Source organism: Polyangium jinanense (assembly GCF_028435365.1).
The window spans coordinates 60,696-77,354 of the sequence record NZ_JAGTJJ010000033.1 but is presented as its reverse complement, the minus strand read 5'-3'; the positions used below and the strand labels follow the sequence as shown (position 1 = coordinate 77,354).

Sequence of the window (16,659 nt, the reverse complement as noted above, 5' to 3'; positions counted from 1 at the left end):
CGGATGCGTCCAAGGTGTGCGCACGATAGGGCGTAAGCTGCGTCGGACCCGTTGGCGAGCACCGGGGCGCCGGACGACCGTGCAGTCTCCCTCAACGCATCAGCCGCACGTCACGCGACGTCTCGGTAAGCGTCCAGCCGGTTGGTGTAATGAGTAGGAAGCTGGCGAGTCGATAAGGAAGCACCTGCTCCGGCCAGGAGCGTTCGAAGCGTTGGCGCTCGCTGCGCAGCAGGAGGCACGCATCCATTCCGGCGGCCATCCGATTGGACGTGAACCTCACGAGCTCGCGCTCCTCAGCGGCCGTTACCCGACAGCGATCAATGGGGTATGCTGCCGCAAGTCCTGCATGGATGTTCTCGATCGGGCCGTTGCGCCAGGCGACGTTCACGAGAGCGTTGGCGAATACGCGGCTGGGGTGATGGCTGGCATCAGCGCGAGCCAGGGCGAGACGTTCGGCATCGGTCGCCTCGACAAGTTGCTTCGCCATCTCCGGCACTGCGAGCGGCACGAAGGCCAGCCCCCGTTCCGGTTTGGACGTCTTCTTCGGCATGGGCAGGTAAACCACCGCGCGATTGACGAGCTGACCGTAGAGCTGCCAATCGGCGCTGAAGACATCCACCCAATGAGCGAGAGCGGCGGAGGCTTCGATGTTGATCCGCGCCATCTCGTCATCGGAGATCCGGCTCGTCTCGGGTGAAGCGACTTCGCTCCACATTGGCTTGCTGCGGTCGGCGAGCACGGCGAAGTACGAGCCCCACCGAATGCAGACTGCCGTCGCAGCGACGCCCTCCCTGCCAATTCCCGTGCCAGAGGGCACCTTGACTGGATCCGGTTTCGCCATGAGGTAGTCGAATATCTGCTGGTACATGGGACGCGCAGGTGGCCGGATCATTCGATCCGGGCCAAAGTCGCCCGCATCCAGCACCAACTCGTCATTCACGCGAACCCGAAGTGGGGCAGCTGAGGGGAGCTGGTCAGGGAGCACTCGCGCTTCCTCCGGTCGGCTGCGATCCGAGCGCGTCCACCTTGGCCACGAACTCCGCCACCGTAAACCAATTCGGTTTGCCCGCGGCTTCAGAACTACACTCGTAGCGCTGCTTGCGCCACCCGCCGGTGACGAGATCCTTCGCCAGCTTCATGCCATGGAGACCGCCTGCGCGCCCCATCCAGCCGAGCGAGAGCGTCCCCTCATGATGGCGCTGATGAATCTCGGTGCCGGTCAGCTTGACCTCGGCGTTTGCGCCAAAGGTCATCACCCTCGCCGCTGCGAGAGCGTCGTAGCGCTCCAGTGCGACGCGCAGCACCTCCACGAAGTACGGCGGGGCCACGTCCGCGAAGGTGTCGCGGATCTGCTCCCAGGTAACTATCCGGCCGGGGAGAGTGCCGACCTCGCCTGCAAGGCGCGCAGGCAGCAGCGCGACGTGGGCGACCTGCGACGCCTCGAGCCCGAGCTGAGACGCCAGGTAGTCCACCTGCCTCTTCTGCGCGGCAAGCTGGATCTTCAGCTCGGTGGCCGAGGGCCGGTCGTACATCTTTGCCTCGATGGCAAGCAGCGCCGGCTCGGATCCGGCGACGTAGATCATGACGTCGGGCGTCTCTCTGCTCGTGGGGGCGCCTCGGAACCGCTTCTTCGCCGCTCCGACCAGCGACTCGGCGAAGCCGTACTCGGTGAAGAACTGCACGTTTGTCGATGCGGGCGTCGCGTCGACCTTGATCCGGCCGAGCCCGGCCAGCTCCGTGAGGCGGTCAAAGTGCGCGAAGTTGTCGGCGCACACGAGCATCGGCAGCACGGTGCCGGTGAAGTACCGCTCCTTGCGGTTGAAGGGGAGGCCGGCGTCGGCGAGATGGCCGATGCTCACTGCTCGACCGTCTCTTTCTTTGGGCCATGCGCCTCGGCCCTGTGTTCGCTGATCACCTCAATCGCGCCCACGATCGCGTCGTTGAACGCCTCCAGCTCCTCGGCCGGAATCCAGTACTCGGCGTGGACGCGCGACCCGACGATGTGCACGTCGTACTTCGCCAGGAAGTCCGAGCGCACGGCGAACCGCGTAACATAGCCCACATTGCCATCGGCGGTGTTCCACCGGGCTGCGATCTGCACGGCGTACTCCTCGTTGCAGACCGGGTAGAAGATCGGCTGCTCGGGCAGGCGCGGCGGGAAGCGGCGGAAGCCGCTCGCCGCGATGAGGTCAAGCTCAGCTTGGCCGACCGGCCGGTAGAGCATCGTCGTGGGGGTGGCGGGCGCCATGGCCGCCAGCGTACGGCTTCCCTGGGCGCGCGGGCGACCTAAACTCACGGGCGGCCCCGTGATGTTCCTGCCGGCGGGCATCGTCTACCGGCTCCCCAGCAAAACCGAGATCTGCTTCGCTCTCGCCCTCGGTGACCGCGTGGTCGGCGTCAGCCATGAGTGCGACTACCTGCCCGAGGTGCCAGGTCGGTCGGTCGCCGTTGCCCTGGCAACAGGATGGCAACGGCACGTGCTCTTGCGTCGTTGCCGTCGGATGCACATCATGTAGCGCGTGACCGACGACTACCAGAACGGCGCCACCATTCCGATCCGGGAACGCATCCAGACCCGGCTCGACGAGCTGGAACAGACCCCGGCCTGGCTGGCCGAGAAGGTGGGCGTCTCGCGCTCCACGATAACGCGTATCCTCAAGGGGGAGCGCAACCCGACCCCCGAGACGCTTCATGAGATTGCTCCCGTCCTCGGCGAGGAGGTTGCTCAGCTCGTCGCTGGCACGGACGCCGAAAAACGCGTGAAAGAAGCGCAGGATATCGTTTCCCGCCGTGACTACGAGGCGGCTGTCCGCCAAGTCGTTGACTTTGAGCGCAAGGCCAATGATCTGGCGGCACAGGTTCGAGAGCTCAACGAACGTTGCGCACAGGAGCAGATTCGCGCCCGAAAGCTCACCGACCAGCTCGAGGAGTCCGAGCGGAAGTGTGGCTTGATCGAAGAGGAACGTGACCGGGCGCGGCGCGAGGCTCTTCATCACGAGCAGGACGCGCGGCGTTACTGCGAGGGACTTGAAAAGGCCGTCGCCGACGTGGTCGCGCTACGAGCACAGGTGCGAGAGTTGGGGGCTGCCGTCGAGTCCGGACGCACGACGAGCAGAGTGGCGGCGATTCTCGCAGGCGTGGCCGCGGCTGTGTCGGTCGCGAGCTACCTGGGTGGCGACTCGGACGATGGCAAGGCGACCGGGAAGGACAGCCAAGCCAGCGAGGTCGGCACCAAGCGTCGCGCTCGTGGCCGAGGTTGACGTCGACGGGAGAACCTCGAGGCCCGATAAGCCCTTTTTTGCCCACCCCATCAATTCTACCTTCAGAGATCGTATGGCCCCGCCGAATCCCATGTCCTTTGCCGATGCCACCCTCTCTGCTGCACACTCGCCGCGCGCCTTCGCGCTTCACCGCGCCGCTTGCGAATGGCAGCTCGACCGCCCCATCCTGATTCGCGGCGAGGACGACATCCTTTCTCGCGAGCAGATCACGGTCAAACCCTACGCACACCAGGTCAAGAACCTGCTCACTTTCTGTCGCCTTGCTCCTGTAGCTCTTCTTGCCGATGATGTCGGCCTCGGCAAGACCGTCAGCGCCGGCCTCATTCTCACCGAGCTTGTCTTGCGCAAGAAAGTCCGCAAGGCACTTGTCATCTGCCCGCGCATTCTCGTGGCCCAGTGGGAGCGGGAGCTCGTCGACAAATTCAAGCTGCCCGTCGTAACCGCGATGGGCAAGGAGATCCGCGAAGTCATTAGGGTGGACCGAGGCGTGGTCGTCACGACGTACGAGACCGTACGTGATCATCTCGAGGCGATCGGCAACGCCGGCATCCAGATGCTCATCCTCGACGAGGCGCACCGGCTCCGAAGGCTACACGGCTCCGATGAACCCCCGCTGCTGGCGACCCGCATTCGTCAGGCGCTGGAGCAGCGTCGGTTCAAGTTCGTGCTGCTTCTCACGGCAACGCCCATCCAAAACCGCCTCTGGGACCTGTACTCGCTTATCGACTGCCTTACGGTTGCCAAGGGGCACCGCCACCCGCTCGGCACGCCGGACCAGTTCGCGAAGAAATACATCAAGGGCCCGCGCCAGAAGGCGCTCGAGGTTCACCCTGGTATGCTCCGCGAGTTTCGCGGGCATGTGCGGCGCTACATCGCGCGGACACGCCGGGCCGATGCGGATCTCTCATTCCCGAAGCGGGAGGTAAAACTCCACCTCGTGGATGCTTCCCAGGCAGAGCGGGATCTCAGCCGCATGCTTGGGCATCACATGAATGATCTCGGCAAACTTTCGCAAATTCACCTTGCACAAGCACTCATGAGCAGCCCACAGGCGCTCAGAGCGCAGCTCGCAAACATGGTGAGCACGTCGCCCTGCCTCGACGAGTGTCTGAAGGCGGTCGAGCAGTTCGTGGACGAGGGTCGGCCTGTCGCGAAGATGCTGGGCTTGGGCAGCATCATCGACGAACTCGAGAAGGCGCGGCCCAACGACTTCCGGCTCGTGATCTTCACCCTGCGCCGAGAGACGCAGGACGCCATAGGTGCGTTCTTGAAGGGGCGGAATGTCTCCCACGGCTTCATCCGCGGAGGAGGCGGGCGCGCCAACCAGGAGGCAATCGAACGATTCACGAAAGAAACGCCCGAGGTGCACGTCCTCGTGTCGACGGAGGCGGGCGCAGAGGGCGTCAACCTGCAGGCAGCGAACGTGCTCGTGAATTACGATCTGCCCTGGAACCCGATGGTCCTGGAGCAACGCATCGGGCGCGTGCAGCGCCTCGGTTCCAAGTATGAGTCGGTCACGGTCCTGAACCTCGTCGTCGTCAAGTCCGTGGAAGAGCACGTCGTCGCTCGCCTCGCCCAGAAGTTGCAGATGATTGGGGACACCATTGGCGAGATCGACGCCATCCTCGAATCACCCGGCGCGTCGAGGGGCGACGATGCAGGCGAGTCCTTCCAGGACATGATACGCAAGCTCGTCGTCAAGAGCCTCCAGGGGAAGAGCATGGACGAGGCCGTGCGTCGTGAAGAGGCGAGCATCGACGAGGCGAAGCGGCTACGGGACCGGAACCAAAGCAAGATCGAAAAACAGCTCGACGGGCTCGACGAACTCCACACGAGCGGTCCCACTGCGCCGGATTTACCCGTTCGAGAGCCGAGTATGACGCTCGAGGAGTTCGTGCTCGCAGCCCTCGCGGAAGAGGGGGCCGCCGTAACGCGCTCCGATGACGGGGCCTTCCGCGTGGTGCCGCAGAAGGGCCAGCCGTTCCAGGCGATCATCGGCGCAGCGTCCGACGGCGGAGCCCCGCGCAACATCACGGTGTACGCGCCCGGAGAAGCGGCGTTCGAGCTGCTCGTGGAGCGCTGGGCAAACCGCGATGGCGCGCTCGTCCACGATCTGCGCGGAGCGACCGATCGGGATCTGCGTGCGGTCGCCGAGCGCTGGTGCGCTGAGTTCCCTGGTGTGGTTCTACGTGACCTGCAGCGCATGGACGTCCGCGAGGTGTTCCAGGGCGAGGTGGACTGCGAGGCCCAGGCTGTTGTCGCGCACGATGAGTACGAGACCATCCTCTCGGTCGACTTGCGCCTGGAAGGACACGAAAAGATCCCCGCCGAGCAACCGGCGCACACGCTGCTCGCCGAGCACGCCTATGTGAGCAACCTTTTCGATGGTGCCGCTCGGGTCATCGAGGCAGCCGTGGGAAACGACGCCCGCGTCCGCGAATTCTGTCGGTTCTACGGAGAGCGGCGCACGGAGGAGCTGAAGCGCGCCCAGCAAGGGAGCACGGCAGCAGCACGGGTGGTGGAGGAGGCGTTCACGCCGGTTCTGCAAGCGAGTGTCATCGGCGTGCGCGGTCATCGATACGAGGTCGTACGGATTCACATCACCGCCGAGCTCGACGCAGTGCCCTACGAGACGGAGTTCGACGTGGTTCCGGCAACCTCGCAGATCCTCTCCGGGCCTACGCTGGATACGTGCGAGCAGAGCATGCGCCGCGTGCCCGCATCCTGGTTGGAGACGTGCTGCGCGTCCAAGAAGCGGGTACTCCGCCACCTGCTGGAGCCGTCCGAGCGCTCCGGGAAGCGGGCCCTGCCGAAGCACCTCGAGCGTAGCGCGATTACCGGCCAGCGCCTCCTCGTGAGCGAGATGGAGCGGTCTGCCGTGTCGGGCGCCTTGGCCGAGCCGGAGCTCCTCGTCGCTTCGGAGATGTCGGCGAAGAAGGGGCTGCCGTCCGAGGTCGCGACGTGCGACTTCACGGGCGCAAAAGTCCTCGTGAATGAGCTGGTTGAGAGCCAGGTTTCCGGCCGCAAGCTGCGTATGGACCAGCAGGCCGCGTCGGTCGTGTCCGGCAACGTAGGGCACGTGTCCGAACTGGAGCGGTGCGAAGTGTCGGGCCAACATGTCCTTGCGTCGGAGCGGGTGCTCTCCGACGTGAGTGGGCGGTGGTTCCGGAACGACTCGATCATCAGGTCAGAAAAGCCGCCGCACCGAATAGGCGCAGCCACTGAAGGAGCAAAGTGCGCTGTAACCGGCAAGGTGTTGCTCTGCGACGAGGTCGCCACGTCCGACGCCTCCCAAAAGGTGGTGGATAAGGCTCTCCTGGTAACGTCCGCGGTAAGCAATAAGCGGGCGCTTGACAGCGAACTCGTCACCTGCGTGCTGAGCGGGAAGCGCGTACTCCCGCAGGAGGTCAGGGTCTGTGCAGTGACGGGCCGGCGCGCGCTGCCCAGCTTGATGGTGAAGAGCGCGGCGGAGAAGAGCACCCGCTACATGCTCCCCGGTAGCGACGTGCGGTCGGCGATCTCGAACGCACCGATGGCGCCGGAAGAGGTCTACACCTGCCCGTGGCTCGAGGTTGGCGTGCTCCCGCAAGAAACAGCTAGGTGCCAGCGAACGGGGCTCAGAGTAGCGAGGACCGCGCTGAACACGAACGGTGAGCTTGATGCGCTCCGGCGCGTCCTCGACGACCCTCGGCAGGGATATGACGCGCCCGATGTGGTGGAGTGGCTCAAGCGGGACGGGTTTTATCGGATGAAAACGCCCCAATGGGCGGCGGCAATCGCCTCGCCGAGTGGTCGTCTATTGGCTGTGCATGTGAGGGCTGGTGGTTTCGGCACAACTGACGACGGCATGCTCTTCGAGAGGTCGCCGATCGACGGGGCCCTCAGGAGAACGGGCGGATACACGGTGGGCGATACGAAGGCGAATGGTTGGGTCTGGGGGCGCGATGTCAGGTGAGCGATACGAAACGGCCCGCGATTACGTCCTGCTTTACGCTATCGGGCGCTGGTCGTTACGAGGCCGAGGCGTTTGGCTAGGTCCCAGACCTCGCTGGCGGAGGGGAGGATAAACTTTCGGAAAGTCCCACCCTCGACCAAATAAAACTCGGACCGCACGTACCCATCGGTTGCGAACCAGTGTTGGTATGCGCGAGAAAGCATCTGCCGATCTTGGGCAGACGGGCCGAGAACCGCGGCGCCGAAGATGTCGTGCAAGATTCCATCCGGATGATTGTGTACGAACACCGCCTTCGATGTTTGCTTTTGAACGAGCCTCACGTTCAGTTGCGCGAGCGCCTTTTTCGGCACAGCGACTTGATTGGTGCCGCCTTTCGTAGCGAACACAGACACCAGGGGCTCGGTTCTTCCAGGAGCCGTCAGCGCCACTACTGCATATTCATGGGCGGACGACTCCACGAGCCGCGCGAAGGCGAGGAGGAGCTCTAGGTGGTTCACCTCGTCTTCATCGCTCAGCAAAGCCTGGCCGCCCGATTGCAGCGCATACTGTAGCGCTTCGTCGAGCCGACGCTGCACCAAGCCTGGCGGATCTCCTGTGATCGTGAACGGTTCCTCGAATCGTTCAACGAGGGCATTCCAAGCAACGTCCCGCAGGACGCCCAAAACACTATCTGCAAGAGGATGAATTGCGTTCAATTCGTTGCTCTCGTTGGACATAGAGCGTGGACGCTACTTCAGGGTCCGCATCCCTTCAACTCGAAGGAGCCGAAGCTCGCGGACGGTTCGATGGTTGGTCCGGCCCGAAGCCGCGCACCGGGCCAAGGGGCGGAGCCGCTGCCGTGAGAAGAGCTGAGCTACCGACCTCACGTCGTGTCCCTCGACACCGCCCCGTCGGGGTGCCGCTATGCTGCGCGGGTGGGCTCCAGCGCCCTCACGATGCCGACTCCAGGTGACAGCACAGAGCCGGAACTCGCGTTCATTTGTTGAGCGCGCGGCCCAGATCCGGGTCGCGCTCCTCGCGATCCTGCCCGGGCATCACGTGCTACTCCTCGGGCCGCTGGCAGCGGCGAAGAGCCTCCTCGCCCGAGCGATGTGTGTGAGCCTGCACGACGCGATGTTCTTCGAGTACCTCCTCTCGAAGTTCACCCACCCCGACGAGCTCTTCGGGCCGGTCAGCATCCCGGGGCTCTTAGGAGGAGGACCGTCGTCGGCTCACCGAGGGCTACTTGCCCTGCGCACACATCGCCTTCCTCGACGAGATCTTCAAGGCCGACGGAGTCATTCTGACCAGCCCGCTCGCGCTCATCAACTAGCGCGGTGGATGCTGCTCGCGAAGCGGCCGAGGGAGGCCACTCCTCGGGCTTTGCTGGCAACTCCGAGGTCTGCGTTGAGCAAAACATGGATGCGCTGTGCTGCTGGACGCGGGTTCGGCTGTGGCGTCCGGCGACCCCACGGGCCTGCTACGCCGTGGCCTCGACGAGCTCCCGTTCGCCTGCCGACGCTGCTTCCGCCTTCGCCTGCATCTCGAGCCACGCCTTTTCATCGAACCGTTTCTCCGCCATCGCCCGCTCGATCGCCTGTGTCTCGCGGAACTCCCGCGCCTCCGCTGCGATCGTCCACGTCCCTTCCACCTTCATCTGCTCGAGCTCCTGGCGGATGTCGTGCAACGCCACGCGGAAGAACTCCTTCCGCGGGTTCACCTTGTTCACCTGGCTCCGGACAAAACGCTGGTGGAGCGCGTGCTCGAGGGCAGGTGCATCCTCGCTCGGGATCAACGCGTGCACGTCGAACTCGAACGGCACGCTCGCATCGCCGAGCTCCCGGACACGGTCGAGCGGCTCGAGACGTCGGGTCATGCCGATCTTGTAGACGTTCTCCCCGAACGAGCCGATGTTCGAGATCACGTAGACGTAGCCGCTCTTCGTCTGCTGGGCCATCGACATCGCGCGCTTGTTCTTCTCCTCGGCGACGCGGAGCTTCTCGGACAGCTCGCGCAGCTTCTCCTCGTACTTCGCGCGTTCTTCCGCGCTCGCCTTGTCGACGTCACGCCGCGCCTTCTCCATCGCCTTACGGATCGTCTCCTGCTCCTTCTCGGCCTCCTTCAACGCCTTTTCGAACTCACGCTGCGCTCGCTCTTCCTCGCGGATCCGCTCCTTGATGAGCCGCTGCTCTTCACGCTCCTTGAGCTTCAGATCTTGCGCGACGACGGCCCAGCGCAGCTCCTCGAGCCGCGCCTCCAAGTACTCGGGCTGGATCCGGGCATCGCGGAACGCGCGGCCGTTGTGGTTCACGAGCGTGAACGCGTCGCGGATTTTCTGCTGCAGGGTGCCGTGGTTGTCGTGCCTCACGTCGGCGAGGATCGCGTCGGTCTTGCCGTTGAAGGCGTCGAGCACGAACTCGATGGCGGTCGTGCGCCGGTTCGCCTCCACGTAGTCGCAGGTCGCGGCCGTGCCCTGCTTGATCATGTTGCGGACCTTCTCGCGCGCTGCCTTGAGACGCTGCCCGGCCTCCGCGAACCCGAACTCCTCGGCGAGATAATCGAGCAGTCCAGCCGTGGGCATCACGTAGCGGTCGCCGTACCCCTCGATGAGGTTCTTCATCGCCTGCACGGTCTGCTCGAGGCGCTTCGAGTCGCGCATGGCCTCGAGGGCGCCGGCAGCGATCTCCTCTGCGCGCCGGTTCGCCTCGGCGATGATGCAGGTAGCATCGGCCGACGCCTGCGCCGCGGTTGCTTGCGCTGACGAACGTGCCTGCGCGTTGGTCGTCTTTGCTTCTGCGACGAGGCGATCCGCCTCGCGCCGAGCTTCGGTCTTCATCTGCGTCGCCGCCGCTTCGGCTTGCGCTCGTGCCTCCGCTGCCCACGTCTCTGCCTTCGTGCGGATGGCAGCTGCAGCTTCTTCCGCATCGATGACCGTCTCGTAGCGGCTCAGGCGCTTCACCTGCTTCTGCAGGCTCGCGATCTGTTTGTCGAGACCGGCCTTCGCCTGGTTCGCTTGTCGAAGCGCGTCGTCGGCCTTCTTCGCCTTCGACGCGAAGAACCCTACGGCCGCGAGCGCGCCGAGCAGGAGGACAACGAGAAGAATCTCCACGGGGCTCCCCTCCGCGGCCGACGATGTGCCGCACTAGCAGCATAACGGACCGATCAGGGGCTCGTAAGACGAACGTGGTCTCCTCCGTCCACAGCCCGCATGACCTCGTGGCCCGCCCTCCGACGTGTCACGCACGCAGTCCAGACGGGCGTGCCCCTGTTGCTAACCGCGCGCCATGCAAGCCACTCTCACGGAGCACCTGGGAGTCGGACGCTCTCCGGCGGCGCTACGCTCAACGCTCGGATCTTCGCGGTGCTGTCGCACGATTCAACGCTTGCCCGGACAGCCTCGCCCCACACGTACTCGCTCCCCCTTGGCCACGCGCGCGTGTCGCCCTCCGGGATGTCGGAGCGGAAGCTCCAGGTGGCCGTGGGGAACTCGTTGAACGCTTTGAACCGACCGCACCAGCCGTTGCTGCCGACAATCTGGGTGGCCTCGGCGAGCGTCTTGGGAGGGTGGGCCTTGAACGCGGCGTCGAGTCTCACGAGTTCGTCCAGTACAACGCGGTCGCGATGCTGGCGTGTACGAGCCTTCTTGTTGCTCTCCTCGGTGATGTCGCGGTACGCGCCCCAGCCGATCCACGCGAGAACGAGGAGCGGCACTACGATCGTCCAGAAGTAGAACTTGCGTCCCATCGACTCCCCTCAAGCCTACCGGACATGATGCGGCCGCTGCCAACAGCCACCCCGACGAGGCGACACTCGAAGTACGGGCGCGAGCCGCCTTTGCCCGTATGAGCGTGCGAGCGTCAGCAGACCCGGTAACGGGTAACAGGCGGAGCACCGCGCACAACCTCGTCGTCTTGTCAGGTGAGCTCGACGTTCCAGTCCAGAACAACGCCGAACTTCGACTTCATCGCGGCGCGGATGTTCTTCTCCACGCCCCGCCCAGCAGGGCTCAACTTCACGCCGCCGGAGTAGAAGACCTTCACCGCCGCGTAGCCGAGGCCCCGCAACGTCAGCGCGACGTCCAGCATCTGCCAGTGGTTCGGCCACGACGCGATGGCGATCTTCTTGCCGGTGTGGCCGGTGCACGCGACAAAGCGCGGGCGCTTGCCAAACAACTTCTCCGTCATCTTCGCGGGCCGCTTGAACTGCTCGAGCTCGTCGGCGTCGGGGAGCGAGGGTGGGTCGAGGTCCCATGTGTGCGGCTCAGGCACCTCGCTCAGCCAGGAAGGCAACGCGCGTTGCATGCCGAGGTTCTTCGGCCACATGTCGCCGCTGTCGCCGTGCACGAAGACGACGTGCACGTTCTCGCGCTGCGCGGCGATGACCGCGGGGATGAAGGCGTCGGTGAGCTTCGCCGACATCGGCGCCGAGCCTGTCTTGATGACGCAGAGCCCGATTGCAGCAGCATCGCTCTGCGCGATGTCTTTCGGCCGGCCTCCGAACACCCACACCAGCGAGCGCCCGAGTGCACCGTCGATGAGCTTGTCGTACTTGAGCTCAATCACCTTCTCTTCAACACCAACGCCGTCGAAGCGACGATCCACGCACGACTGCGTGTGCGACGAGAAGAAGTACTGCATGCGCTCGCGGTCCTGTCCCGAGCCGTGGGGCTGCTTCTTGAGCCAGTCGCTCAGCGTGTGGACGAGGAGCCGTTCCGTTGCCTTCTTCTTATTGTCCTCGCCGTCGAGATTCGTCCACCAAGCTGTTGCCTGACGGGTAGCGAACAGAAGGTCGAAGACCTGACGAGCATCGAGCACGGCGCAAGCCCCCACGTTGAGCCACGAACCTAGAACGAACTGCGCCCCGGGTAACTACCTCGACGAGAATCTCTTCTGGGCGCAGTTCACCCGCCAGCGCACCTGCTGCCGTCAGCACATGAGCAAGTACGATGCGTACTTGGCCAACGCGTTCATCGTCTCGAGCGGATAGTTCATCAGCTTCCACCACATCCCGTTCGCCTGGAGGCTTCGGTTGATGCTCGCGTCGAGGGGGTTGTAGTTCCACGGCATGTCCGGTCCGCCGCGCGAGCGCGGGATGATGTGGTCGATGTCCTTGCCCTCCAGGTTGACGCCCTGCGCTCGAAGCGTCTCGCGGTACTTACGCGTGCTCACGGAGCGCCCGCAGACGCCGCGGAGGAAGAGGTCGGAGGCTGCGGCGGCGATGAGCGTGATGGTCACCTCGCGGTACTTGGCCGCCGCCGTCTCGTAGGCGTCGGCCGAGTAGTCAAACTCCACGCTCGCTGTCCCGTACAACGCCGCGGCTTGGTTATAGGCACCCGCTGCAGCATCCAGATCACGGGCGGCTCGGTTGCCCCGCTCGAGGACATCCACGGCCATCGCGTGCATCAAGGCCATGTCGCGCTCTGTCAGGCCGTACGTCTCGTCCGCGCGATCCACGGTCTGCTCGCTGCTCGCGAGCGAGTGCTCGACGGCGGCCATCCCTCCGAGGTGGCCACCGCCGCAACCACAGGCGAGAACGCCTAGCGTGAGGAGAAGTTCAGCGCGGCGCATTCTTCTGGCATCGGCCCGCAGACGGGCATGGCGGTGAGACCCTCGCGCATGAGCGCTTCACTCTGGAAGGCAGCCCCCATCTGCCCGCAGGGCCGTGGCTTCGGCTGCGTCGTGCATGAGCCCGTGCTCCCTGAACTGCCGGTCGCAGCGCCAGCCCCGCAGCCGATGAGAACAGCGGGCGCCACAGCGCCGCCTGTTACGCCGGCAACTACCCAGCCTAGGAGGCAGCCCAGCCCGGCACCTTCCGCGGTGTTTCTCGTCCGCTGCGCGTCGCACGCAAACCAGTTCGCCGTGTTCATGTTGCACGCGGCGAGATTGGCCATGATTGACGCTCGGATGCGGGACGTCTGAGCACGGCACTCCTCCCATGCGATGCATCGTCGCTGCGCATCGAGTACGTACTGCAACTGCAGCGTGTCGGCGCGAAGATCCGCTGCTCGTCGCTCGTCGACGGCAACCCGTAGATCGAGCTCTGACTGCCGTTGCTCGATCTGCCCGAGGCGTCGATCAACGTGCGCACCGCACCCGAAGATCGGCAGAACAACCGACGTGATCGAGATGATCCACGCGTGTCGCTTCACGGCACAACCCTCGCGCATCCGGGCGGGAGCGGGGCGTCTGCCGGCAGCTTGCACGCACAGCGGTGATCCGTCGTCCCCAGGTAGCCGCCTCGGCCCTGAACCCAGTGAAACCGGCGTCCAACGACGCACGCCCCACCCGCAGCGAAGCTCAACCCGAACGCCTCGAAGTCCCGGGGCACGGCGAGGCCGCGGAGCGCCACGGCTGACTGCGGCGTTGCGGCAGTCCATGCCGCCGCCATGAGCCCGCCCCCTTGAGCTGTGCTGACGCAGAGACGCATGACACATGCTTCGGCCTCCGCGTGATCTGCGCAGGTCGTCTCCACCACGTCAGACCGCCCATCGCCGTCGATGTCGCCGACCAGAGTGGTCCGCGCCCGTGAGATCCGCGAAGGAGAGCCGCACGGCTTCGTCAGCTCGCCGTGCCACGGGGCAGAGATCGGCATGGGTGGACTCGACGGCGGCGACATGAGGAAAACCGCTGTCGTTGGCGTTTGCGACGTGACGCGTGTCGTGCCTCCACACGCAGCGAGGCTCGACACGATAGTGCCGATCAAGATCGGAGTCCGGTTCATCGACACGAGCCAGAGGACTACGGCACACGGCAGGTAGTCGCAAGATGCCCGCCATGGGCTGTGGAGAGTTTCAGGTTCGTCTCGGTGAGAACGAAGCTCGCAGCGTTCTTCCTGGACGCCCCTCGATGGCGCGCAGCACTGCGTTCGCTTCAGTCGGGTTCAGCGTCACGCCGATGAAGACGACGCCCGGAACGGGCTGGGCGCGCTGGGAGATGCTCGACGCCGACGCGGCGCCGTCGAGCCACCGCGGAGCGACCGCAGTGCTACGCTCGTACGTCGCCCGCCTCTTGACGCGCATGCCCGAGCCCCTCTTCAGCTTCGCCGAACTCGTCGCACGCGTGTGCCCCGCGCTCGAGGGCATCGACAAGTGGAAGGCCGTCCGCCACCTCGACAACCGTCCGGGTGTCCCCGATCTCGTCGAGCTCTTCCACCTCGACCGCGAAGCGCTGGAGTTCTACCAGGCAGAGCAGGGCAAGGACATCTTCGGCGCCTGCGACGGGATCTTCTCGTTCCTCGGACTGCCCGGCCGTCGCGCGCTCTTCATCGGCGCGTACCAGGTGCGAGGATCGAGGAAGGCGACGGTGCTCGATCCCTCGACCGTGCCCGTGGCACTGCGCGGGATGTACGAGGCCGCGCGTCGCGACGACCCCGATGTGGTGCGCTACTACTACGACCTCGTCCGGGATCCCCGCTTCGCCGCGCTGGAGATGCGCGTGGTGGTAGACTGGGGCCCTGGCGCTTTGTCGTGGCACCAGTGGGCCTTGGACAAACCCGTCGTCGAGCTCAGGGATCCGAACAGCCTCGGGCCCTGCCCTGACTACCGCGAGGTCGACGTGTCGCTCGCGAAGCTCGCGTTCTTGACCCGTCACGAAGAGGCGAACCCCTCGTGGCGCGACAGGCTCTCGGCCGTGGGAATCCCAGCCGCTCTCGGGACGCACGCGCGGTCGGCTGATCATCCTGCTATCCCGCTGTCGCCTGGCCTACCTACGATCGCCATGCGGTGAGTCTGGACGGCCGATCCGGCGTCAAGTCTTCGGGTGACAGCACGGGCCCGCCGGCGCTGGTCCCTGCTTCGGGCGCGGTTGTCGGATCGGCTCACGGGGGCGAGCTACCCGACCGGCGAAGACACAAGCGTGCGCTCGCGCCATACCTTAGCCCTGTCGAGAAGACGCGGCTGCTGCTCGCCGACTTGCGTCAGCAGTCTCGCACGCGTACACGAGACGTATGAGCGTCGTCGAGGTTGTCAGCTCCCAGCCGGCAGGGGCCGAGGGCATGATTCATCGCGTTACGATCGACGGACGGCATGGCCTACGCGTCCGCGTTCGACTGCTCGCCAATGGAAAGTGGCACGTCACGATCGAGGACGGAGGTCAGGCCAGCGGCACCTCAGACGACCCGCTCGGCGCGTACCGGGTAGCGCGGGAGCTCGCGGAGAGCCAGTTCCATGCGGCGGGCGTCGTCATCCCCTGGGCCGAAATGGAGAACCAGCTCGTCGCCGCAGGCGCTTTCAATGTGGATGTTCGGCTAGACTTTACGTTGAAGGAGTGGAGCGCCATTGGGGTCGACGTGACCTACCCGGAGTTGCCGAATGCCAGCGATGTCGAAGCGCGACTCCACGCCGCCAGGTTCATGCAGCAGGCGTTCGGCGTCGGGGATGGGCCGTGGCGCGTCGCTCGGGTGGGCTGGGATGATTTCGGTCGGCGCATGCTTGCGTTCGTTCACTTCGGGCCGATGGGATAGGATTCGCTGGAGCCATGAGAGGCCGGCGTAAAGCTGCGTGAGCACGGCCTCCGTGCACGGCTACCCCATCCTTCGTTGCCCGCGCCCCTGTACGCGCACGGGCAGCTACGGTCAGCCAGATGAACGCTGGCAGGACTTCCTGCGTCGCACAACATTGTGCCACGAGGGGCTGCGAGTGGCCGCGACACCCTGCGCGCCGCCTCTCGTCTACCTCGACCAGAACGTCCTCAGCGTCATGGTGCGTGAAAGGGGTGGATGGCGGACGAGCGAATACGGCCGTGCTCGGCGCTCATGATTCTGGACCGTAGGCTGCGGGAAGAGCCCGCGCCAGGGGTGAGCCACAGCAGCAAGAGCCTGGTGCAGGTCCTGTCGAGCTCCCAGCGCTAAGCTTTCGAAGCGGGCCTCGATGGCATAGATCGAGAGTCGGCCGACACCGCGCGTCGCAAAGAGCGGGCCGTCGCCAGGGAGATCGCCTCGGGTCCGGCGTCCGCCGGGGGAGCGGGGGGTCGTGCAGGGCGTGATGAGCCTGGACGGCTCCGGAGGGCCTGCGCTCGCCGGGCTCCCCTGCGATCTCGCGCTAGTGGCAGGACTTCGTACAACGCGAGGTCTTCACGACCATTCACACGCCATTCACACGCCCACCGTCCCGAGGCGTTACTTCGCGTCGTGTCCCGTCGCCTTCCAGCTCCCCACCCGAACCCTTGCGGGGTTGTCCCAAGCACGCGATCAGGCTAGGTTTTCTGCCTGTTCCCGCAGGGTTCGGGGGAGGGCTGGATGTGGCATCGCGGAGGAGCCGAGCGGGTTTTGAAAACCGCCGTACCCGGAAGGGTACCAGGGGTTCGAATCCCTTCTCCTCCGCTGATTTCTGTAGGAATTGTCAGTAGTTAAAGCGGTCCGGTCGTGGCCAGGAGTGGACAGACGGGGACAGGTCTGGACACGGGTTCTGGCAAATTCCTGGCAAGCGGGAGGGGCGTCCGGGTGGCG

14 protein-coding genes, 1 tRNA gene and 1 pseudogene are annotated in these 16,659 nt (G+C 65.2%); 7 read left to right on the top strand and 9 right to left on the bottom strand.

Features of this window, described 5'->3' with window-relative positions:
* Positions 1-91 precede the first annotated feature (91 nt).
* From KEG57_RS36010 to KEG57_RS36000, 3 genes are read right to left on the bottom strand one after another with little or no spacing between them, the layout of a single operon-like run.
* Entirely contained in the window at positions 92-940 is an 849-nt protein-coding gene (locus KEG57_RS36010) for an RNA-binding protein (protein ID WP_272459295.1), read from the bottom strand.
* A gap of 34 nt (positions 941-974) precedes the next feature.
* A complete protein-coding gene (locus tag KEG57_RS36005; protein ID WP_272459294.1) occupies positions 975-1,859 on the bottom strand; it encodes a hypothetical protein in 885 nt (294 codons plus the stop codon).
* The gene (locus tag KEG57_RS36000; protein WP_272459293.1) at positions 1,856-2,248 is read right to left on the bottom strand and encodes an ADP-ribosylation/crystallin J1; all 393 of its coding nucleotides are present in this window, start codon (positions 2,246-2,248) and stop codon (positions 1,856-1,858) included. The genes KEG57_RS36005 and KEG57_RS36000 overlap by 4 nt, the downstream gene beginning before the upstream one ends.
* Between KEG57_RS36000 and KEG57_RS35995 the strand changes: the two genes are divergently transcribed.
* The 3 genes from KEG57_RS35995 (at position 2,247) to KEG57_RS35985 (ending at position 7,236) form a co-directional block, all read left to right on the top strand.
* On the top strand, positions 2,247-2,516 hold the full coding sequence (locus KEG57_RS35995) for a hypothetical protein (RefSeq protein WP_272459292.1): 270 nt from the start codon (positions 2,247-2,249) through the stop codon (positions 2,514-2,516). The two genes, KEG57_RS36000 and KEG57_RS35995, sit on opposite strands and share 2 nt — an antisense overlap.
* A 3-nt stretch (positions 2,517-2,519) precedes the next feature.
* Entirely contained in the window at positions 2,520-3,260 is a 741-nt protein-coding gene (locus KEG57_RS35990) for a helix-turn-helix domain-containing protein (RefSeq protein WP_272459291.1), read from the top strand.
* A 91-nt stretch (positions 3,261-3,351) separates the two neighbouring features.
* Entirely contained in the window at positions 3,352-7,236 is a 3,885-nt protein-coding gene (locus KEG57_RS35985; protein ID WP_272459290.1) for a DEAD/DEAH box helicase, read from the top strand.
* Between the two features lie 38 nt (positions 7,237-7,274).
* Here the strand turns inward: KEG57_RS35985 and KEG57_RS35980 are convergent, their stop codons facing one another.
* Entirely contained in the window at positions 7,275-7,952 is a 678-nt protein-coding gene (locus tag KEG57_RS35980) for a hypothetical protein (protein ID WP_272459289.1), read from the bottom strand.
* Between the two features lie 187 nt (positions 7,953-8,139).
* Here KEG57_RS35980 and KEG57_RS56200 point away from each other — a divergent pair.
* Positions 8,140-8,424: pseudogene (locus tag KEG57_RS56200) on the top strand (AAA family ATPase); the annotation flags it as partial.
* A gap of 271 nt (positions 8,425-8,695) precedes the next feature.
* On the opposite strand, the gene KEG57_RS55810 reads toward KEG57_RS56200, so the two are convergent.
* From KEG57_RS55810 to KEG57_RS35955, 5 genes are all read right to left on the bottom strand, one after another.
* Positions 8,696-10,324: an SNIPE associated domain-containing protein gene (locus KEG57_RS55810; RefSeq protein WP_272459288.1), complete on the bottom strand. Its 1,629-nt coding sequence runs from the start codon at positions 10,322-10,324 to the stop codon at positions 8,696-8,698.
* 188 nt (positions 10,325-10,512) lie between these two features.
* The gene (locus tag KEG57_RS35970; protein ID WP_272459287.1) at positions 10,513-10,959 is read right to left on the bottom strand and encodes a hypothetical protein; all 447 of its coding nucleotides are present in this window, start codon (positions 10,957-10,959) and stop codon (positions 10,513-10,515) included.
* A gap of 170 nt (positions 10,960-11,129) precedes the next feature.
* Positions 11,130-12,029, bottom strand: a complete 900-nt coding sequence (locus KEG57_RS35965; protein ID WP_272459285.1) for a hypothetical protein — start codon at positions 12,027-12,029, stop codon at positions 11,130-11,132.
* Positions 12,030-12,140: 111 nt separating this feature from the next.
* On the bottom strand, positions 12,141-12,710 hold the full coding sequence (locus KEG57_RS35960) for an HNH endonuclease signature motif containing protein (protein WP_272459284.1): 570 nt from the start codon (positions 12,708-12,710) through the stop codon (positions 12,141-12,143).
* Positions 12,711-12,751: 41 nt separating this feature from the next.
* A complete protein-coding gene (locus KEG57_RS35955; RefSeq protein WP_272459283.1) occupies positions 12,752-13,363 on the bottom strand; it encodes a hypothetical protein in 612 nt (203 codons plus the stop codon).
* 745 nt (positions 13,364-14,108) lie between these two features.
* Between KEG57_RS35955 and KEG57_RS35950 the strand changes: the two genes are divergently transcribed.
* From KEG57_RS35950 to KEG57_RS35940, 3 genes are all read left to right on the top strand, one after another.
* Positions 14,109-14,939, top strand: coding sequence for a hypothetical protein (locus KEG57_RS35950; RefSeq protein ID WP_272459282.1), 831 nt, complete (start codon positions 14,109-14,111; stop codon positions 14,937-14,939).
* A gap of 220 nt (positions 14,940-15,159) precedes the next feature.
* The gene (locus KEG57_RS35945; protein ID WP_272459280.1) at positions 15,160-15,675 is read left to right on the top strand and encodes a hypothetical protein; all 516 of its coding nucleotides are present in this window, start codon (positions 15,160-15,162) and stop codon (positions 15,673-15,675) included.
* Positions 15,676-16,436: 761 nt separating this feature from the next.
* Positions 16,437-16,533 (top strand) — tRNA-Ser (locus KEG57_RS35940).
* The last annotated feature ends 126 nt before the right edge of the window (positions 16,534-16,659 follow it).